General features: G+C 45.1%; 11 protein-coding genes. 1 reads left to right on the forward strand and 10 read right to left on the reverse strand.

The features are described 5' to 3' along the window. Window positions 1-57 precede the first annotated feature (57 nt). The 8 genes from HMPREF1536_RS04500 to gltX form a co-directional block, all read right to left on the reverse strand. Complete coding sequence (locus tag HMPREF1536_RS04500) at window positions 58-2382, reverse strand: GH92 family glycosyl hydrolase (RefSeq protein WP_028726910.1); 2325 nt, start codon at window positions 2380-2382, stop codon at window positions 58-60. Window positions 2383-2483: 101 nt separating this feature from the next. Beyond that, window positions 2484-4400 (reverse strand): MGH1-like glycoside hydrolase domain-containing protein, encoded by a 1917-nt coding sequence (locus HMPREF1536_RS04505; protein WP_028726909.1) that lies wholly within the window; start codon window positions 4398-4400, stop codon window positions 2484-2486. Between the two features lie 15 nt (window positions 4401-4415). Beyond that, complete coding sequence (locus tag HMPREF1536_RS04510; protein WP_028726908.1) at window positions 4416-7547, reverse strand: beta-galactosidase, LacZ type; 3132 nt, start codon at window positions 7545-7547, stop codon at window positions 4416-4418. 99 nt (window positions 7548-7646) lie between these two features. Continuing rightward, window positions 7647-9155: a RagB/SusD family nutrient uptake outer membrane protein gene (locus HMPREF1536_RS04515; protein WP_028726907.1), complete on the reverse strand. Its 1509-nt coding sequence runs from the start codon at window positions 9153-9155 to the stop codon at window positions 7647-7649. A 28-nt stretch (window positions 9156-9183) separates the two neighbouring features. Then, a complete protein-coding gene (locus HMPREF1536_RS04520; protein WP_044191692.1) occupies window positions 9184-12342 on the reverse strand; it encodes a SusC/RagA family TonB-linked outer membrane protein in 3159 nt (1052 codons plus the stop codon). 185 nt (window positions 12343-12527) lie between these two features. Then, window positions 12528-14162, reverse strand: coding sequence for a tetratricopeptide repeat protein (locus tag HMPREF1536_RS04525; protein ID WP_028726905.1), 1635 nt, complete (start codon window positions 14160-14162; stop codon window positions 12528-12530). Window positions 14163-15299: 1137 nt separating this feature from the next. Further along, window positions 15300-16538 carry a 3-deoxy-D-manno-octulosonic acid transferase gene (locus HMPREF1536_RS04535; RefSeq protein ID WP_028726903.1) on the reverse strand — a complete coding sequence of 413 codons (1239 nt, stop codon included), beginning with the start codon at window positions 16536-16538 and terminating at the stop codon, window positions 15300-15302. Between the two features lie 3 nt (window positions 16539-16541). Then, window positions 16542-18059 (reverse strand): glutamate--tRNA ligase, encoded by a 1518-nt coding sequence (gltX, locus tag HMPREF1536_RS04540; protein ID WP_028726902.1) that lies wholly within the window; start codon window positions 18057-18059, stop codon window positions 16542-16544. A gap of 94 nt (window positions 18060-18153) precedes the next feature. On the opposite strand from gltX, the gene HMPREF1536_RS04545 reads away from it, so the two are divergent. Further along, the gene (locus HMPREF1536_RS04545; RefSeq protein WP_028726901.1) at window positions 18154-20184 is read left to right on the forward strand and encodes an HD family phosphohydrolase; all 2031 of its coding nucleotides are present in this window, start codon (window positions 18154-18156) and stop codon (window positions 20182-20184) included. Here the strand turns inward: HMPREF1536_RS04545 and HMPREF1536_RS04550 are convergent. Further along, on the reverse strand, window positions 20159-20641 hold the full coding sequence (locus tag HMPREF1536_RS04550) for a low molecular weight protein-tyrosine-phosphatase (RefSeq protein WP_028726900.1): 483 nt from the start codon (window positions 20639-20641) through the stop codon (window positions 20159-20161). The two genes, HMPREF1536_RS04545 and HMPREF1536_RS04550, sit on opposite strands and share 26 nt — an antisense overlap. A gap of 31 nt (window positions 20642-20672) precedes the next feature. Next, a complete protein-coding gene (gene priA, locus HMPREF1536_RS04555; protein ID WP_028726899.1) occupies window positions 20673-23135 on the reverse strand; it encodes a replication restart helicase PriA in 2463 nt (820 codons plus the stop codon). Window positions 23136-23161 lie beyond the last annotated feature (26 nt).

Consider the following 23161-nt stretch of genomic DNA (forward strand, 5'->3'; position numbering starts at 1 on the left):
TAAATAAAAGAGCCAACGGACTTAAGTTCCATTGGCTCTTTTATTATCTGAAGCAACTCATTCATGCCCCCATGCGGAAGGAGCTTTTCCCATTTCAAGAACTAGCTCTCCCCCTTTTACTAAATCTTCATGCATCAGGTAGGATTTATCATAAGGCTTACCATTCAGACGGGCACTTTGTATATATACATTTTCCGGACTGTTATTATGAGCCTCGATCACAAACGTCTTCCCGGATGCATATTCCGGAGAGAGATTAAAGAGAACCTTCTCAAATACCGGACTTGTTATTTCATACCGTTGATCGCCCGGGCAGATCGGATGGATACCACTGGCTGCCAGCACATACCAGGCCGACATCTGACCGACATCTTCATTCCCAACCAAACCCTGTACCGAGTTTTTATAGGCATTCCTACAAATATCGCGCGTCCACTTCTGCGTCAGTTCGGGAGCACCCAAGCGGTTAAAGAAGAACGGCACATGGTGTACCGGTTCGTTGGCATGATTATAATACTCATTCCATAAATAACCGTCCGGTGTCTTCTCAAACATATCCGTAAGGTCTGCCAGTACTTTCTCACGTCCCCCCATCAGCTCTATCATACCATCTACATCATGGGGAACAAACCAGCCTTGTTGATATGCATTGCTCTCCACACAACCATATCCTTCCGCCAGGCGTCCCTGTTCCGGCAAGGCCTGAAAAACACCTTTATCATCCCGCTGACGAAACCAGCCATACGCCGGATCGTAAATCGTCGAATAAGTGGCTGCCCTCTTGTCAAAATAAGTTTTATCTTCCTCTTTTCCTAACCATTCAGCCAAACGAGCCATACACCAGTCGCTATATGCATATTCCAATGTATGGGAGATAGATCCCGGAGTATATCCGGCTTCATTATTACCGAACAAACGGGAAGTATTCAAAGCATATCGATAGGCTTTATCTATGTCATAGGAACGAATTCCCTTTGAATAAGCATCACATAAAACAGAGATAGCCGGATTACCGATCATACAGCCGGAATAGGCGTTCAGAAGCTCCCAGCGTTCCAGATATTCATTCCCGCTCTGGTCGGCTATCTCGACCAGAGAATTGATCTGGTCGCTTACCAAAGCCGGATTGATAATCGTCTGCAAAGGCATCTGGCTGCGGAACACATCCCAACCGCTGAAGATAGTCCGCTTCGTGAAGTTATTGGCGACATGTACTTTCTTGTCAGCTCCGGTATATTCGCCATTCACGTCACTGCATATCCTGGGATCGATCATAGTATGATAAAGAGCCGTATAAAAGATAGCCTTTTCATCTTCAGAAGCTCCCGACACGGTCACTTTACCCAGGGCGTCGTCCCAGAGTAACTGACATTTAGCCAATGTATCGTCAAAATCCCAGCTATTCATCTCCGAATGCAGATTTTCCTCCGCATTCATCATACCCGTAAAAGAGATACCGCTTCTCATCAGGATCTGGTCGTTCTGCTCCGTATCGAAATCGGCATAAAAACCCAGGTGCTTTCCGACGAAAGAGGTTACCTCCGGTATGATCCGGGCATTCTTCACCACTTCATGGTAACGGTCGCTTTCAATATCCTGACGTTTGCGTGTCCAGCCGTCAGGAATATCTGCCGACCATACCCCATGCGTTTTAAACGGGCGGGAAAATTCAGCGTAGAAGTAAACGGTGTAATCTGCTTTTCCATCGCCATTTCCCCAACCTCCACCGTCAGGCGTACATTTCATTTCACCCCGGATGGTATGATCATTCACTATTTCTATAGCTTGCCAGACAGAAGTACCTCCCACTCTCCGTGCCAGGTCTATCTGTATATGTGCTTCTTTACTTTCCGGAAAAGTAAAACGCAGCATACCGCTGCGGGGCAGCGCTGTAGCTTCCGCCTTAATCCGGTAGTCGGTCAACATAACGGAATAATATCCGGCAGATGCTTTTTCCGAAGCTTTATCATACCGTGAACGATACCCGTTATCTGGATCGTCCTGGGTTCCGGAAAAAGTATGCAGTTTGCCGACAGTCGGCATCACCAACAGGTTCCCCAGGTCGCCATACCAGCCGATACCACTCATCTGCGTAAACGCGAATCCTTCGATAGAGGTATGTTCATAGCTATACCCCGGCCCGTTATCTCCTCCGGTTATCGTATTCGGGCTCACCTGTACCATGCCGTAAGGCGCCGTAGCTCCCGGAAAAGTCTTCCCCAGTCCATGATAGGAACCACCAGCTTCCGTACTGGTGGACGCTCCGATAAAAGGATTTACATAAGAGGAAAGAGGCTGGTCTCCCGGCTGGTCTTTCACAGACTTGCAGGAAGATGAAATAACACAGAGAACAACCAAACACAAACGAACTATTTTTACCATACTATTATTGATTAAAGATTAAGAACGGAAGCAAAGATACTATTTCATAAAAAAAGCTGCCTCATAATGAGACAGCTTTTTCACCTTTATACATTTATATCTTACTTACCATATTCTTCATACAGCATTAGCAAATGTGCCGAACTCCAACTGAAATGAGGAGCTTTCAAACGGCCCCCATTATGAGTATCATAGTTCTCATGAATAGGAGCGTCTTCCTTCAGGCCTTGCAAACGGGTAAATACCTGATCGGTAAAGGCATCGGCCTCTTTTTTATATCCATACCGGCGAATACCGGATATTCCGAAATAAACCTGATCCAACCAGATAGGCCCCCTCCAATAACCGGCCGGCATAAACTTTGGATTATCTGCTGCAATTGTCGGGAAAGGAATATAAGTGGCAAACTTCGTCGTATCACTGAATATCTTCATTACGGCAGCAGCTTGTTCTTTCGATGCGATTTCTGCCCATAACGGGATGCAAGCTTCCGTTCCTTCCTCCATAACAGACGTACCATCCAGCCGTTTATCAAAAAAGAAGCCCGGATCGGAAACAAAGAAGTAATCCTGTACCTGTGCTAATTTATCCGGTTCATCAAAAACAGCTCCGGCAACAGGTGCCAGTTTGGTTAACAACCGATGTTCAAGTGCCAGGAAAGCGTTCAGGTCGACAGACTCCTGATCCATACTCCATGCCCCCTCGCTATTCTTTACCATAACAGCATTATCGAAACGGATTGCATTGTCCATTCCACTCTCCCAGGCAGCAGCTTCAAGGGTTCCGTCGCAAGAGCCAAACTCGCAGATACCGTTATTATTATGGTCACGGTGAGTGAACCACCATTTATAGTAATGAAGTAACTTAGGATACATTTCTTTCACAAAGGCAGTATCACCCGTTGCTTTATAGATCTCATCCACAGCCCAAGCAGCCAGAGGGGGTTTGCTGTCACGAGCATTGTTCTCAGAAGCATCACTGTAAATACAGTCAATAATCATCCCTTCAGGTGTCTGATAATCAAACATGGTATGAACCTGATCCTTCGCCAGTTCCGGAGCGAAACGTGCCAAAGCGACTGCATGTTTCCAGGAGTCCCATCCCCAAAAGCCCATAAAGTAACCTACCGCATGACTGGGGGCAACTCCATCATGAAACAGATCTCCACGTGCACTTTTCCAGTTGGCTATCAAGGTAACAACCGCTTTTACGGCTATCCGGTTATAAACTTCCGGCATATCCGGACGCAGTACTTTGTCCAGGTAACCTTCCCAGCGACGAGCCGTCTCTTCACGGTATCCCGAAGGGGAAGCCTGCACAACAGTAGCTCTGTGTAATACAGATTGCCTAGACGCTTCATTCTCAAAGAAAGAAATTACGACATCCGATCTCCCAGGGGTAAGTGTCAACGTTTCATATCCCTTTTCCGACGAAAGAATTCCCATTTCCGGACTGAATGTCAAAGCGACTCCCTCACCCGAAGGCCATGTCAGCAAAACCCTGTTCTTATCTGTCGTACAAACAACATCACCAGGCAAGACCTCTCCGGAAAAACGGAGTAAAGTTTTCCGGTCGGATGAACAAGTCAACAAAGCCGTCGATTTATCAACAAAGACCAGACGTTGTTCTATGCGTCCGGTTTTGGAAGAAGAAGACATATATAATTCTCCAGGAAAATAGGATACCGAGTCCGGTGTATAAACGGCATCCGGTTCCTCCCCGTCGAAACGGACTTTCACCAAAGCATCGGAAAGCCACTGTCGCTTATTCATATCCAGATGGAAAGGGCCACAGAAACCATTTACCCACTGCTCCTGTTTCGGTATAGTAAACCCATACCATGCACCGGCATCAGTAAACCATCCCCTACAACGAGAAACGGAGTCCGGCGTATAACGTATGTTTAATATGTTACTATACTTACCGGCTGTTCCGGAAGAGGCTGGCTGCTGCACAGAACAACCTCCCCATCCTATCACAGCCAGCAATAAAGCACCTATAAACAAATTGTGTTTCATATCAACTACTTTAAATTATCTGTTCAATTTAGAGATCTCAACCAGGTTTGTTTGTTTATCGACAGGAATAATAAAGAAGCTATATTCCTGACTGACCGGTGTAATCGTATATTCCGGATGTGTCTGGGCTCCCCACGTATTATCTCCGCCAACACCCATTTGCTGCTTGTCGATATTTAACCAGACCATATCTTTCTTCTCAATGCTACCACCATGAATATGCTGTATACTGGATGGGATATATTCTATATCCTTCATCGGGAAGTTCCAGGCACTGATACCCAAAGGTAGGCAAGCGGATTTAACCAGAATACCATTTCCCGCCTGGTTCTGAAGGGCCACCCAGCGGACATCCGATTTATTGGCTGTCTCCTGTGCACGTACATAAGGATGATACTGATCCCATACAGAAGCTTTATACAGATCTATATCGGCACCCGATTTACGATCCCAGTAATTTTCCTGTGGGCCACGGCCAAACCAGGTCATCTGGTCGTATTCACCTTTCAAGATCATACGCATACCTACCCGGGGTATTTCCGGGAGTTGTTTTTCACCGGGAACAAAAGAATAGGCCGTCTTAATAATACCGTCGGCATATACCGTGTAAATGACGGAACAGGAAGACTCCTGCAAAGGCATATCATACGAAACTTTCACGATCACAGACTTCTTATCTGTAGAAACATCGGCAGAGAATTCTTTTACTACTAATTCATTACCGGCATTCTTCCACGTCTCGCTTCGGCTTCCCAATTTATTTGCAACGTCATTGTCTGTCAACGGACGCCAGAAATTCGGGCGGAGTCCTTCCAACAGATAATCATTACCATCAACAGCATAGCTGGTTATCTCACCATTCTTTTTTGAAAAGACAACCGACAGGGCCTTCCCTTTGATTGTCATATTTTCCGCCTCATCCATAGTCGACAATGTTTCGGAAGATACAGGTACAGAAACCGAAGAAGATACCACCGGCAATTTCCATTGTTCCGATGCTGCCAGATGTCCTTTAAGGACAAGAGGGGTTTCTTCTTTTGTCAAAGCTGAGATATGAAGGAAATACTCTGTTCCGGGTTCTCCTTTTATAGCAGGTATCTGAACCGGCACCTCTACCGATTGATGCGGAGCAATAACCGGAACATCCAGTTTTCCCTGAGAAATAATCTTTCCGTCAGCTTTTACAGTCCAAACATAATCATACACATCCGAAGAAACGAAGTCGTGACGGTTGGTCACTTTAATCAGGCCGGCAGAGAACGGCACTCCTTCAAAATGCATATACTGATACACTTTCTTCACTTCCCAGATATGCGGATGCAAGCTACGGTCGGCAGCAACCAGCCCATTCGCACAGAAATTAGAGTCGTTTACTATACCGACAAATCCCATATCACCGCCGTAAGCCTGTATGTCATTTCCTTTCTTATCTTTAATAGCGAAAGTCTGGTCGACCCAATCCCAAATAAAACCACCTTGCAGGTTATCGTATTTATAAATCAGATCCCAGTAATCGTTCAGGTTTCCGACACTATTCCCCATCGCATGTGCATATTCACAAAGGATAAGCGGACGGGGTTGCCGCTGATTCACCCACTGGCGAAGCAACCAGATACGACCATACATCGGACAATAGATATCAGACAAACCTTTTACACCACCACCTTCATACTGAACCGGACGGCTGGCATCACGCTCCTTTGTCCAATGGTATAATGTTTCAAAATGCTTGCCGTATCCCGATTCATTACCCAGGCTCCAGGTTATAATGGCTGTAAAATTCTTATCCCGTTCCACCATGCGCTCCATACGTTCCATAAAAGGAATATCCCACCCCTCCATATTGGCAAGTGTTCCGTCCGGATGAGCTTCCATACCATGTGACTCGATGTTTGCTTCATCCACCAGGTAAAGACCATATTCATTACACAGGTCGTACCATTCTTCATGGTTCGGGTAGTGACAGGTACGAACCGCATTGATATTGAACTGTTTCATCAAACGGATATCTTCAATCATGCTTTCCACTGAGATAGAACGTCCTTTATGCATATCGTGTTCATGGCGGTTCACTCCTTTTATCAGGATCGGGGTTCCGTTCACCTGTAACATTCCGTTCTTCATCTCCACCTTGCGGAAACCAAAACGCTGTACAAAAGATTCAGTCACTTTACCTTGTTTATCGAGTGTATTAACAACCAGCGAATAAAGATTAGGAGTCTCTGCCGTCCAATGTTTGATACCGGGGAATTGTTCTGTAAAGACAAAAAGACTGTCTGTTTTCGCTTTCACGGTAAATCTTTCGGATGCTATTTCCTTCATCCCGTCAAGAACTTTCAGCTGAACAGCCGTACCTTTGTTTATCTTCCGGTTATCCAACGTCACTTTTACGTTCAAGAGACCATCCTGATAATCATTAACCAGGTCGGCAGATAGTTCAAAATCTTTTATTCGTTCCTGCGGACGGGCGATCAGCCTTACATCACGCTCAATACCGCTATATTTCCAATAGTCCTGCCCTTCCAGATAAGAACCGTCGCTATATCGGTACACTTCAACAGCCAGTGTATTTTCTCCCGACTTCAGATATTTATTAATCAGAAACTCCGAAGGCAGGCGGCTGTCTTCCGCATACCCTACAAAATGGCCGTTTATCCAGCAATAATAGGCAGATTCGACACCCCCGAAATTGAGTAAGATATCTTTCCCTTTAAAATCAGCCGGTACGGTAAAGGTCGTGACATACGAACCTACCGGATTATAGTCTGTCGGTACATGAGGAGGCTCTGCCGGAAACGGATAACGTGTATCTGTATAAATGGGAGCATCAAAGCCCTGAAGTTCCCAGCTGCCGGGCACTTCGATGTCTTTCCAGTCCGTTACATCGTAACCTTCTTCATAGAAAGTAACCGGACGACTGGCCGGATTTTTAGCATAATGAAATTTCCAGGTTCCGTTCAGGGAATAGCGCTGTTCTTTCGATATATCCTTATGCAATGCCCCTTTTTCAGAAGAATAGGGGACAAAATGAGCATGTATCGGTTCGCGGTTGATCTGATTAACCCGTTGATTCTCCCACTCTTTGGGTTGGGCTTGCAAAGCGAGACTCACCAAAAGCGCACTGGCCGTATAAAAAAGATGTTTCATACATTATTGATTTAATAAGAAAGGGTGCCTCCCGCATGAGGCGAAGAGACACCCGATTATAATTATAGTTGTGTCTATGCTATTTTTACCAGGCTTGTATCAATGAAGCGCATTGTTAGTATTTATTTCCTGAATAGGTATCGGATAGAAATTATTCTTATCAGGATTAAAGTCACGTCCTACCGCCTTCAACGCTTCCTGTGTTTTACCCCAACGGCGAAGATCATAAAAACGAAGGTTTTCCAACGGAAATTCCAGTAGTCGTTCATGTTCGATCTGTTCACGAACCTGTGCCTGTGACGTTCCCTTCATATCCGGCATATCCGCCCGTTCACGCACCTGATTGATCAGGGAAATAGCTTCAGTTGTTTGTCCCAGTTCATTCAACGCTTCGGCTTTCATCAGCAGGACATTTGCATAACGCATCAGCGGAATATTCGGTGCAAAGTAATTGTTTTCCATACCTTCATAATCTGTCGGCATAAATTTCCGGAATGCAGGCTTATTTTTACCTTCAAACCATTCATCATATGTATATCCATATACACGTCCGGCCTCCGGATCATTAAAATAATCGCACTGGAAGAAAATCGTTTCATACAAACGACTGTCGTAACGGCCTGTCGTTGCAATCTGTCCTTCCTTCATGTATTCATTCATCAACATATTATTCGGAAGGATTTCATCCCAGCCCCAAAGTTCGGAACAGCCGATCCAGCGATGGAGCTGTGTTTTATACCAGGCACCATTCGCATCCGACATCGACATCTGTAACTCAAAAATACCCTCCTGCGAATTCTTATTACTACCATCAAACATAGATTTGAAGTTCTTTACCAGGTCATAGCCTTTTACATTATTGAAAGCATCTACAGCAGCCTTTAATTCTGAGTCTTTGTTGGCAGATTCTTCATAAGCTCTTGTCAGGTGAGCCCAACCGATATAAGCATAGGCAGCCCCTTTGGTTGCACGTCCCAACTGGTCGGAAGTACGGGTTTCCGGCAATGCAGTAGCCTTGGTCAATTCACCGATAATAAAATCCCATGCTTCTTCACGTGTAGCCAACGCTTTATCCAACTGGTCGGTCGAGGAGATATAAGCATCACGAATAACAATCTCCTTCCAGTTCAAAAGAAGTTTCATATGATAATAACCACGCAGGAAATGAGCCTCATTCAAAATCGTATTCCGTTCTTCTTCCGTAATCTTATCTGCCGGAATATTCGGAACATTTTCAATTACCTGGTTACAGTAGTTTACCCCCCTGTAAGCATCCTGCCAGTAATAAGTGAACTGGGAATTACCATTCGTATAAGTAAAGTTGGCCAGCTCTACCCAGTTCGGATAATTCAGGGCATCGGAACCCAGGTTCACAATATCTTCACGATAAGCCTCTACCGGCCATTTTACTTCTGCAAAGCTCCAGGTATCGGTAAACGATTCCAGTTGAGAATAGGCTGCAGCCAGTCCTGCTTCCGCATCCGATTTATCACGCCAGAAAGAATCGGTTGTCAGTTGATCCGGTGATTGCACTGTCAGGAAATCATCACAACCGGTGATTGCTCCCATTAATAATAAAGTAGCAACGATATATTTTATCTTTTTCATTGTCTTTGTGATTTTAAATAATTTGTAATTAGAATGTAAGCTGTAATCCAACGATATAGGAACGAGTGAACGGATAAATTTCTTTATCGACACCAGTATTCAATATCTTTTCCGTAGAGAACTCCGGATCGATACCGCTATAATTTGTGATGGTAAACAGGTTCTCGCCACTTACATACAATCTTAACTTATCGACGAAAAGTTTTTTCAGCACTGTAGCAGGCAAGGTATATCCGATCTGCAATTGACGAAGGCGAACAAAGTTTCCATTTTCCAGGAAACGGTCACTTTCACGTGAGTTATTATTCGGGTCTTGCAAAACCGCACGGGGAACATTCGTATTTGTATTATTCGTTGTCCATGCATCCAGCGTAGAAGCCAGCATATTAGTACCCGAACTCATTCCTTCAAAGAAATAACGGTTACCATTATACAGTTTATGTCCCCAGCCACTTCCCAGTAAGAAAGAGAAATCGATACCTTTATAAGAGAAACCGGCAGACAGGTTCGCTTCCAGTTTCGGCATACCGGAACCACAGGATTCCTTATCATCTTCGTCGATCTGACCGTCACCATTCACATCACGGAAACGGATATCTCCCGGGCGGGCATTCGGCTGCAATAATTCACCGTCTTTATTAACATGGGCTGATACTTCAGCATCATTCTGGAAAATACCATCCGCACGATACAGGTAGAAGCTGGCAATAGGTTCTCCAACAAGTGTCTGAGTCGGGAAGTGTTCCGTACCCCATTTCAAACCATCGCCATATAAAGCCTGCTTCGGATCGGAAAGTTCCAATACTTTATTGCTTGTTGTTGTCAGGTTCAATCCTACATTATAATCCCAGTCACCTTTTTTATCCGCCCAGTTGATCTCCATTTCAAAACCGGAGTTACGGATTTTTCCTACGTTCATAACCGGATTATTCAATCCAACAGAAGGAGCCAGTTTCTTGGTGATCAACATATCCTCCGTTTTGTTATAATAATAGTTCAATGTACCGGACAAACGACCGTTCAACAGACCATAGTCGAAACCGATGTTCTTTGTATCGGTTGTTTCCCACTGCAGATTACGGTTAGCCAACCCGGTAGCAATACTTCCCGGCCAAGGGCTTGAACCATTTCCCTGTACACTACCCATCGACATATCATTACCGCTAGTGATCAATGCCTGGAAATCATAGTAACCAAGAGCCTGCTCATTACCCAAGCGTCCCCAGCTGGCACGCAGTTTTAAATTGCTGATCACACCATCTTTCGGGAAAAATTCTTCCTCTGTAATTCTCCAACCTAAAGCAACTGACGGGAAAACACCCCAACGGCTATCCTTACCGAACTTGGATGAACCATCTGCACGAACCGTAGCCTGAAGCATATAACGTCCGGCATAAGAATAATTCACACGGCCGAAGAAAGAGGCACGGTTATAATCGTACAATGAGCCGTCTCCGCTATAAGTTCCACCTTTACCCGCTCCGATAGTGGCGAAATCAGGATCTAAAAATCCGGACGGTTTTTCAGAAGTCACCAACTGCCCGTCTTTTACCTCATACACAGTAGTTTTACCGTCCACCTGTATTTCATTCCAGTTATATTTACGTATCTGGACAGAGTTACCGGCCATTACATTCAGGGAGTGATCTTTGAATTGTTTATCAAAAGTCAAGACGTTATCTATCACCTGGTCTTCCCAGTAATAAGATTTTTCATATTGGGAAGGATAATCCTGCTTAGCCTTTACGTCTGCCACATAAGCCGGCATATGACGTTTGTAACGATAATGTTCGCCGCGATAAGAATAGGCCGTCTTGAAAGTCAGCCATTTAGCTAAATGGATCGTCAATGCTGCATTTGCATCCATATTATATGTCTTGCCGCCACCCTGACGATAAGTGTAATCAGCCATCACGTTACGGTTGCTGGGCAGACCGTCGTGGTCTGTCAGTCCGAAGCCATATTCTTTCGTATCATCATAGACCGATACCAGCGGAGAAATACCATATACTTCTTTTAATGAGTACTGCGGTTGTTTTTCATCTTTAGCCATAAAAGACAGGTTGGCATCCAGATCAAATATATTCTTGGTGACGGCCAGTTTCATACGGGCATTATCCTGTTTAAAACTATTGCCCAACAAGATACCTTTATCATCCGAGTGATTATAAGATACGGAATAACGGGCTTTTTCACTTCCGCCGCGAACACTTACCTGATAGTTCTGTGTCAACCCGCCACGGAACATCTCATCCTGCCAGTTTGTATTAGGATAAGAGGAAGGATTTGCCAGGTAATTTGTAATATAAGCCGGATAATCGACAGTCTTATTCGGATATTGCAGGTTATAATTATCATACATCTGCTTATGTACCTGCACATAGCCGTCGGAGTTCAGCAGTTCCAGTTGGTTGGCTACTTTTGAAAAGTTAAGATAAGCATTTACATCCACTTTCAAATCACCTTTCTTTCCGTTTTTGGTAGTCACCATAATGACGCCATTGGCAGCAGTTGAACCGTAAATTGCAGCCGCCGCACCATCCTTCAGCACTTCCATAGCTGCAATATCCTGTGGGTTGACATTACTTATGTCACCGGGAAAGCCATCGATTATATACAAAGGCTCATTGTTTCCGAATGATTTCACACCACGTATCTTAACCGAGATACCTGCACCGGCATTACCCCCCTTCTTCTGGATACTGACACCGGACACCTGGCCTTGTAACGCTTCTGCCGGATTAGTGGTTGCACGACTGGTCAGTTCATCTACATTAACCGAAGAAATAGCTCCCGTTAAATCGCTCTTTTTCATTGTACCGTAACCGACAACAATAACTTCATCAAGCTTTTCGGCATCTTCCGATAATCTGATTTCCAGACGAGGTTGTCCGTTATAGGTCACCGATTGTGTCGTATACCCGATATAAGAGAAAAGAAGTACATCCCCTTTCTTTACAGACAACTCAAAATTACCATCCATATCAGTGGTAGCCCCTTCAGTTGTTCCTTTTTTCAGGATGTTCACCCCGATGGCCGGTGCTCCGGTTTCATCATAAACAATACCTTTTACATTTGCGTTTTGAGCAAAACCTAAAAAGGGTAAAAGGGAAAGGAGCATCAAGACAATCGATGTCCTCAGGAAAGAACCGGTAGTTAACCGGGATTTACATTGCGATATTCCCATGACTGTTTTAATTAGATTAAATTAATAAAGTTTTGCTGCAAGAATAGCGGTTTATGATTCTTCTGTCAATACTTTATCAGCCTATCTAATCTCTACATATCACTGTAAAACGGTCTGTTTTTATCTACAAGCACATTTTAAACTATACTGATTATCTGAATATTAACCTATGCAGATATACTACATCATATACTTTTCATATATTCAGTCAGACTCTCGTCCGTTTCCAGGTTCAGATGCTTACGCAAACGGTATCTGGCCATGTTTACGGTCTTGGGGGTCGAGTCTATTACGGATGCGATTTCTTTTGTCGATAAGCCTATGCGAAGTAAAGAGGCCAGGCGTTGTTCGTTTTTCGATAAATCCGGATGGAGCTTGGATAGTTTATCGATAAAGCGGGCATTCACTTCATCTATTAATAATTCGGTTTCAGTATTCCTTGCGTTGAACTGGGATATATATGCATTGATACTTCTTAGATGGGCATCCATTTCCGAGCCGGATAATTTATAACTCTCTTTAAGCATCGACTGAATGTTGGCCAATAAGTCATTGCGACTACGTACAAAAAAGGCGAAGTTTGTCAATTCGTGCCGGTTATAATCTAATTCCTGCTGTGCGGTCTGGGTTTCCACTTCTGCCTGTTGCAGCTTCAAAGCAATCAGTTCCCTCTCCTGCTCTTCCAGTTTTCTGGAAGCTTCCAATATTTGTATTTTCTTTTGTTGGCGAGTATGGAAAGTTACATATAATAATATAAGTAATACGGCAATGGCAATGAGTATCGCTATAAAACTCTGCATCCTCAGACTCTTGATCTGAAAGGCCTGCTCCTGGACTATCATTTCATGCTCTTTCGCTTTCAAACGTTTCTGAATGAGGTTCAGTTCTATCTGTCTCATCTCATCTTTTGCAGACAGGCTCTGTTCCATATCATAGAGATCTTTCAGATTTGCATAGGCATGCATATAGTCGCCCATCGCTTCGTGGATCCACGAAGCGTACCGATAATTATCGGTAATCAATTCTTTCGCATTGATTTTACGGGCATATACCATTGCGGTATCTAATGCAGCCAATCCTTTCTTATACTCCCCGGCATAGAAATACTGTGTCCCCAGATTATTATAATTTTCACCCAACGACCAGACAGTACCTAACGAGTCGTTGATAGCAATCGCTTCCCGCAGCATCAGGATCTTTTCATTCGTATCTCCTTCATATAAACAGAGGTTATTGAGGTTTACAGCCACCAGCTTTCTTTCTCCCAGTTCTCTGTTTATCTCTAAAGCGGCCTTAAAGTTCTCTTCCGCTTTTCTATTATCCGGCACAAGTATATAAACCAGTCCACGAGCATTATAACACATTGCCAGACTTTTCTGATCATTGGCTTCTTTACAAATATCGATCGCCTTATCGACATATTGAAAAGCAGCATCCAAGTCCCCTAACTTCGTATAGCAACCCGAAAGGCGCACATAGATATAGGCACTCAGGTTAGGCCTGTCAGAAGGAACATTCTCCAGCGCATTGGTCATCGATTCAAAACCCATATCAAAATCACCCTGATTCATATAAGCTTCTCCCAGTGTCGACTGTGCCTTGGCTAGAAGACGCTTATCGCCCTTTTTCTGTGCTTCGGTTATCGCCACATTAGAGTAATAAATCGCTTTGGAAGGATCTATTTTAAGCATTTCTTCTGCTTTACTGATTAAATCATCGATCGTATCTTCCGAGTCATTCTTTTGCGAAGACGCGGACAAACCAATTACAAGGCAACATATAGTACTCCAAAGAAAGGCGGTTTCAAATAGTTTTTTCATCTAATCCTGCTGTTTTAATTTGACAAATGTAAAAAAATCATGCGAGAATAGAAAAAAGAAACCATGTATGTCAAGAACTGAACTTCTATCCAATCGAACAATTCATACAACAAAAGTTTTTCAAAATAAATCCTTCAATCCTTCAGCCTTACTGTTATATGGCTTATAATCATCATCCTAAGACTGAAGGAAAATAATTTGTATGAAGGATATATCCCGGATTTTAAATTTTTTCATTTATAGAAGGTTGTGTCCTGTATTAGAAAAAAACCGAATAGCTACCGGTCGGTTGTCTGTTTGCATATTCTATTCTAATACATGAGTGCTGGCCTTTTAGTTCAACAGTCCTTTCTTCTTTTCTGTTTGACAGCTCTCGAACGCTTGTTTGACATATGTAAAACGCTTGTTCGACAACTGTGATACAAGCGTATGACAGTTGACAAACAACAAATAGGTTCTATCCTTTATGTTAACAGGTCGTTATGTAACTCATTGTTACTTATTAATCCTATCCTTATTCTTTGCCTGAAAGAGTGGACTAAAAACTAGTATAAATTTTAGACTGAAATATGAAGTATTTGCTTGAAAATGTAAACAATTCCCTTCGTATAGCAGAAAATCATTCAGCCGTAAATATTAGATAATCAGATATATACATTCATCCTGAAGGATTGAAGGATTTATTTTGAAAAACTTTTGTTGAAGTGTTTGGGGACAGGATGTATGCCTGTTCCGCCTACGACATTATCATTAGACTCATATATAGAAAATATTGAACCAATTAGTGACGCAGCGTCCCTGAAAGGGGCGAATAATATTAACCCCCAGTGCAACTGGGGGTTAGGATATATGCCGGATGGTACGTCCCCAAGGGGGGCGAACAACACGCTATGGTTGAACCTCTTCGAGGCTCACCGGGTGATGATCGACATGACCCCCAGTTGCACTGGGGGTTAACATAGTTCGAACTCTTCGAGCCCGCCTACGACACTATCATCAGACTCAACACTGCCAAATAGCGTATTACACAACTCGATAGCCAAAGATTTTACGACGATAGATTAGTGTTAAAAGTAGGCGGTAATTCACACGCCTGCTTTATATTTTATAGGGAACACATATTAGTGGGTACTACTTTTACAAACCGAGCTTCTTCAGCACCTGCTCCGTAGCTCCGGCATTGTCACCGACGAAGTGTCCGGCAGCACTGCCCGAAGCTTCCAGGACTTCATGATAGGTGAGTAACTCATCCATTTTATCGCAGAAAGCCTGTTTACCTGAGACAGAAAAACCTCCCCCGACTTTGATCAGGTCTTTGGCTTCCTTAAACTTCTGGAACTTAGGCCCGAATATGACGGGGATGCCATAAACGGCTGCTTCCAACGTATTATGTATACCGGCACCAAAGCCGCCGCCGATATAAGCAATAGAGCCATACCGGTAGATGGAAGATAGAAGGCCGAAACTGTCCACGATCAGACAATCTTTGCCTTTAAGCAGGCTTTCATCCTGAATCACATCCGACAAACGGACGGAAGGACGCTTCAGCAACGACTCGATATACATCAGATGTTCACGATGTATCTCATGCGGGGCAATGATCAGCTTCATTTCCGGATGTTCATTGAAATAAGGGATCAGGATCTCCTCGTCCTGCGGCCAGGAGCTTCCGGCAATAAGCGTCTGTGCCCTCTCGCCATTTTCACCGTATATGAAATGCTCTACTTGCGGTATTTCACGTGCCTGACGGCGTACATCCAGTACCCGGTCGAAGCGGGTATCTCCCGTAACCGTCACATTCGTAATACCAAACTCTTTCAACAGTTCAGCCGAACGGTCGTCCTGCACGAAAAGATGGGTGAAGCAATAAAGCATTTTCCGGTACGGGTAACCGAACCATTGGAAGAACAACTGGTCGCGGCGGAAGATGGATGAAATGATATACACCGGTATATTCCGGTGCTTCAACTCATGCAGGTAGTTCCCCCAAAACTCATATTTAATAAATACAGCGATAGCCGGATTGGCCAGGTTCAGGAATTTCTTTACCCGGTAAGGCGTATCGAAGGGCAGATAACAAATGACATCTGCCCCGTTATAATTCTTACGAACCTCGTATCCCGAAGGAGAAAAGAATGTAAGTAATATCTTATACTCCGGATGTTCCGCCTTGATTTTCTCCATCATCGGACGGCCTTGTTCGAATTCTCCCAGAGAAGAAGCATGGAACCAGATATATTTTGCATTCCGGTCGATCTTCTCGCGAAGAACGGAATTCGTCTTCCATTGCCCCAGACGCATCATCCGGGCCTTCTTATGAAATGGAGATATCAACGCAATAATAAATGCGTAAAAGTGGATTGCCAGACTATACATAACTTATTTAAGCACTTCAATCGCTCTTTGAATACGACGAATAGATTCTTCTTTTCCCAATGCTTCGGTAATATCGAAAATATGAGGGCCTTTGCCTTCGCCAACCAATGCCAGACGGGTTGCATTCATGATATTACCTAAATGATATCCTTTGCTTTCAATCCAGGCTTTCACCTCTTCTTCCGTTCCTTCGATATCGAACGGTTCACGGGTGCGAAGCACTTCGATTAATTCTGCCAGTTGGGCTGCCGAGTCTGCTTTCCAGCGTTTCTTGGTTGTCTTTTCGTCATATTCGGTCGGAGCGACAAAGAAGAAAGCACATACTTCCCACAGGTCTTTGATAAAGGATACGCGGTCTTTCATCATACCGACAACCTTTTCCACATAGCCCGGATCGGCTTTTACGCCGTGGTTTACCAGGATGGGCATGAACAGGGCTGCTACTTCCTTATTATCTTTTTTCTGGATATACTGGTGATTGAACCATTTTCCCTTTTCATAATCGAACTTGGCACCGGCCTTGCTGCAACGGGTCAGGTCGAAATAGTTGATCAGTTCCTCCATGCTCATCATTTCCTGGTCGTTGCCCGGGTTCCAGCCTAGCAAAGCCAGGAAGTTGACAACGGCTTCAGGCAGATAACCACTTTCGCGGTATCCCGAAGAGATATCGCCGGTCTTGGGATCGTGCCATTCCAACGGGAAGACAGGGAAACCTAAACGGTCGCCGTCACGTTTGCTCAGTTTACCGTTTCCTTCCGGTTTCAGCAACAGGGCCAGGTGGGCAAACTGCGGCATTGTCTCCGTCCAGCCGAAATAACGGTATAATAATACGTGGAGCGGAGCACTGGGCAACCATTCCTCACCACGGATCACATGGGTTACTTCCATCAAATGGTCGTCCACAATGTTTGCCAGGTGGTAAGTAGGCAGTTGGTCTGCCGATTTATACAATACTTTATCATCCAGGATAGAAGAGTTGATCACCACTTCCCCGCGGATAATATCGTTTACATGGATATCTTCATTCGGTTCGATCTTCACACGGACTACATACTGATGTCCGGCATCGATCAACGCTTTTGTTTCTTCAGCAGAAAGAGTCAGCGAGTTACGCATCTGAAGGCGTGTCGAAGCGTCATACTGGAAATTGGCGATCTCCTGACGTTTGGCATCCAGTTCCGCCGGTGTATCGAATGCGATATAAGCATGACCGTCGTTCAACAGCTGGTCTACATATTCTTTGTAAATAGCTTTCCGTTCGCTCTGGCGATAAGGGCCGTATTCGCCGCCGAAGTTCACGCCTTCGTCGAACTTGATCCCTAACCAGGTCAGCGCTTCGATGATATAAGCTTCGGCACCGGGAACAAACCGTTGTGAGTCGGTATCTTCAATACGTAAGATCAAATCTCCGCCATTCTGTTTGGCAAATAAATAATTGTATAAAGCTGTACGAACACCGCCGATATGCAGCGCCCCTGTCGGGCTGGGTGCAAAACGGACTCTAACTTTCCTTTGAGTCATAATTCTTTCATTCTATAATAATGCGGCAAAAGTAGGCCTTTTTTTTCTCTTAATAAACTTTTTTACGTACATTTCGCCCTTAAATGAGAAACTTATGAAGCTAAAAAACTATAGTATACATCCTGCCGTGTATTTCATTGTCGCGGCACTGCTTATTGCCTACTTTTTTCCGCGTGAGGGAAAGTTCCGCTACCAGTTCTACGAAGGCAAGCCCTGGAGATACGGATTACTAACCGCTCCGAGCGATTTCCCCATCTATAAGACTGATGCGGAAGTGGATGCGGAGAGAGACAGCATACTGAAGAATTTCGAACCTTACTTCCGGATGGATGCTACCGTCGAAAACACGGAAGTAGACAAACTGCGTGAGGCCTACTCTACCACTTTGAGCCATAAAGCGACACCGGCTTATATGCAGTATATCGAGAACAGCCTTGTCAAGCTATATAAGAACGGTATTATTTCATCGCAGGAGCTAGACGATCTGAAAAAGGATAAATACGAGCGGGTCAACCTGTTGGAAAACAACGTAGCCCACTCCCGGTATGCCAGCGACTTCTTTACGGTCAAGACGGCTTACGAATTTATCATCAACAACTGTCCGCCCCGTCTGGATAAATCCGTCCTGCAATCGTGCGACATCAATAACTTCCTGACTGAAAACATTGCGTACGACAAAGACATGTCGGAAAAAGTCAAAGAGGATATACTTCGCAGCGTATCCCTGGCTAATGGGATGGTACAGGCCGGAGAACGTATTGTCGACAGGGGGGAGATTATCGACAACCATACCTACAATGTACTCCGCTCCCTTAAGATCGTACACGAGACCAAGTCGGGAGGTGCTCAACGCCAGAGCATTATCTTGGGGGGACAATTCGTACTGGTATTGGGTCTTATTTTCTGTTTCTGGTTGTATCTGTGGTCTTTCCGGTTAAAGATACTGCATAACAGGCGGAATGCGCTTTTCCTTATCCTGTGCATATTCGTCAGTTGCGTACTGACTGAACTTTGTGTTACTTATGGCTTGTTTAATGTGTATATACTGCCTTTCGCGATCGTGCCGATCGTTGTGCGTACCTTCTTCGACTCCCGCACGGCTTTATTTACCCATCTGGTCATCGTACTGATCTGTTCGTTGATGGTTCCTTTCCCGCACGAGTTCCTGCTGTTGCAGATCATTGCCGGGATGGTGGTTACATTCAGCCTGAGGGATCTGTCGGAACGTTCGCAACTGATCCGCTGCGCATTCCTAATCTTCATGTCCTATACATTATGTTATATTAGTCTGGCGCTCTACCAGGAAGCCGATTTCAATAAGATCAACTGGTTGATGATCCTGTATTTCGGTATCAATTTCATCCTGCTGATGTTTACTTATATCCTGGTATATATGCTGGAAAAGACATTCGGTTACGTGTCGAGCATCACCCTGGTGGAGCTTTCCAATATCAACACACCTGTCTTGAAAAAGCTGTCGGAGACTGCGCCCGGAACCTTCCAGCATTCCTTGCAGGTTTCTATCCTGGCTTCGGAAGCGGCTGCCAAGATCGGGGCCAATGCCCAGTTGGTTCGTACAGGAGCGATGTACCATGATATAGGAAAGATGGCTAATCCTGCTTTCTTCACTGAAAATCAGAGCAGTGTCAACCCGCATAACCAACTCACTTTCGACCAGAGTGCCAAAGTGATCATCAACCATGTAACGGACGGGGTACGGATTGCAGAAAAGGCATTGTTGCCTAAAGCCGTTGTCGACTTTATCCGTACTCATCACGGACTGGGGAAAGCGAAATATTTCTATAACTCATTCAAGAACCAGTATCCGGAAAAGGATATCGACGAAGGAACATTTACCTATCCGGGGCCGAACCCGTTCTCCAAAGAGACTGCCATATTAATGATGGCGGACTCCGTTGAAGCTGCCTCCCGTAGCCTGAAAGAACATACGGAAGAGAGCATCAAGCAGTTAGTCGATAAGATCATTGACGGGCAAATTGCAGACGGCCTGTTGAAGAGTGCCCCGCTGACTTTCCGGGATGTGGAAACAGTAAAGAGTGTCTTCGTTGATAAACTAAAGACGATGTTCCATACACGGATCAGTTATCCGGATCTGAAGAAATAGTTTCCAATAGTCCCCCACAGGCATCTTCCAGTAAATCGAGTACCAGCTCGAAACCGGAGGCGCCTCCATAATACGGATCGGGCACGTGATCGTATAGCTTGTTACGGCTATACTCGGTCATCTGGTGTATCTTAGCTACGGACTCCAAATCCGGAGCCTTGCGTTTCAGGTCGTCGATATTCCTGTCGTCCATGCCGACGATCAAGTCGAAATCATAAAAATCCTGCGTGCGGACAGGACGGGAGATGGAATCCAATACATATCCCCGGCGGGCAGCATGCGCCCTCATCCGCTGATCGGCCGGATCACCTTCGTGGTATCCCATGATCCCGGCGGAGTCTATAAATATCGACTTCTCCAACCCGGCGTCTTTCACCAGTTTCTTCATGACAGCCTCAGCCGACGGAGAACGACAAATATTACCCAGACAAACAAATAAAACCTTATACTTTTCCATAACTCTAACCTTTCTATTTTTAATTAAACGACTAAGCCGGATCTACATCATAATGTACGATCAACTGCTTAAAGGGTATCTGATTCTGCATATCCAGATAGACAGCTTCCAGTATCTCCCTGACAGGAGCTATGGCGGCGGCTATCTCGATCTTCATAATGATCTTTTTAATATGGAGCGTTTGTACACGGGTTACGGGAGGGGTAACAGGCCCCAACACTCGTTCGCCCAGACGAACACGTAATTTCTCGGCATATAAGGCAGACATTTCCTGCAGGATAGTCTCGTTCCGGCTGCGAAGTACCAGCACGATCAACCTGTAATAGGGTGGATACCGGAACATGCTGCGCTCGCTCAACTGTAAAGCGACCATTTCCTTATAGGCAAAATGCTGTACCATCCGTATCAGGGGATGCTCCGGCTGGGAAGTCTGGAGAATGACGACACCCCGCTTATCCCTCCTGCCCGCACGTCCACTGACCTGCACCATCAACTGGAAAGCCCGCTCATGCGCCCGGAAGTCAGGATAATTCATCAGGTTATCGGCATTCAGTATGCCTACTACGCTGACATTTCCGAAATCCAGTCCTTTCGATAACATCTGCGTACCGATAAGTATCTGTGTTTTACCTTTCTCAAAGTCTGCGATGATACGTTCATAGGCGGTACGGGTACGGGCGGTATCAAAATCCAGCCGTTCCACCTTTGCCGACGGGAACAGGGTTGCGATCTCCTCCTCCACCTTCTCCGTACCGAATCCCATCATCTTTAATTCCGTACTCTGGCACTGCGGACAATGCGGCGGTAACTGGATCTTGTAACCACAATAATGACAAACCAACTGATTATGATATTTATGATAGGTCAGACTGACATCGCAGTTGACACAATGAGGAACCCATCCGCAACTCTTACACTCGATCAACGGGGCAAATCCACGGCGGTTCTGAAAGAGAATAGCCTGTTCGCCACGAGCCAGCGCCGCATTCACCTTCTCCACCAACAAAGGGGAGAACAGTGTATCCTTCATGATCTTCTTCCGTTTCAGCTCTTTGATATCCACCGGGATAATCTCCGGCATCAGACAATCGCCAAAACGGGTAGTCAACTCCACTAGCCCGTATTTATCGGATGTTGCATTAAAATAAGAATCGATAGAAGGAGTGGCAGAACCGAGCAACGTCTTGGCACCGTGCATACCGGCCAGCACTATCGCAGCATTCCGGGCATGATACCGGGGAGCCGGATCTTGTTGCTTATACGTATTCTCATGTTCCTCGTCTACGACAATCAAACCCAGATCCTTAAACGGCAGAAAAAGGGATGAGCGTACTCCGAGCACCAGCATCGGGCCATTCCCATGCAGCAGCTTATTCCACACCTCCACCCGTTCGTTATCCGAAAACTTGGAATGATATACCAGCAGTTTATCCCCGAACAGCTTTGCCAACCGTTCGGTTATTTGTGTCGTGATGGCTATTTCGGGCAACATATACAATACCTGCCGCCCCAGCTTCAGCACCTCATCGATCAGCCGTACATATATTTCCGTCTTACCGCTCGAGGTAACCCCATGAAGGAGACAAACCTCTTTAGAAGTAAAAACATCATGTATCTCGTTGTAAGCCTTTTCCTGTGCAGGACTTAACAGACTGAGCGGTTGCAGGCGGCAGACCGGAACCTGCAAACGTCCCACTTCCTTCTCGTAACTTTCCAGTACTCCCCGCTTCAGCAATCCGTCCAATATGGTGGACGAACAACCGCTGCGTTCCAGCAATTCTTTCTTTGAGACTTCCTGTACCAATGCCGGATTTAAGGCATGACTCAAGTCCAGAAAACAAACGAGTAAAAGCTCCTGCTTCTTTGCCCGCTTAAAATCGGCAAATGCCTCCTGCAAACGTTCTTCCGTGGCATACTCCTCCGATAAGCGGATGAAGGTCTGCATCTTCGGAACAAATCCCCGTTTCATTTCCTCACTCACCATCACTGCGCCGCGTGCCATCAAGGAAGCAACCACCGGAACGACATTGCGCAGGCCGGTCTTTTTTTCCAGTTCCGACACCGTTAGCTTCAAGACACCTTTAAAGGCATCCAGGACAGCCTGTTCGTTCGGCCTCAGCGGGCCATCCGCTTCGTAATCGGCATTATAGGTAACGGCTGTTTCACTCTCCAGTTTCAGGCCGGAAGGCAGGGCGGCTTTATAGACATCGCCCAGCTTACACATGTAGTAAGAGGAAATCCATTTCCAGAAACGAAGCTGCGGCCTGCGAAGCACAGGGGTTGCATCCAGCAGGGCATAAATTTCTTTCGTTTCAAAATCCGTATCGGGCTTACGCTCGTGCACATCCATTACGATAGCCGTATAATAGCGTTTCTTGCCGAAATGAACTATTACCCGGCAACCGGGAATAACGGCTGTTTCCAGATCGGAAGGAATGCTATAGGTATAGCTATTCTCCAACGGCAGGGGTAGTATGACATCTGCATATTTCATTTACGAGGTCAAAAGTAACAAAAAAG

The sequence above is a fragment of the Parabacteroides gordonii MS-1 = DSM 23371 genome, from assembly GCF_000969825.1.
In the GTDB taxonomy this organism is placed as follows: Bacteria; Bacteroidota; Bacteroidia; order Bacteroidales; family Tannerellaceae; genus Parabacteroides; species Parabacteroides gordonii.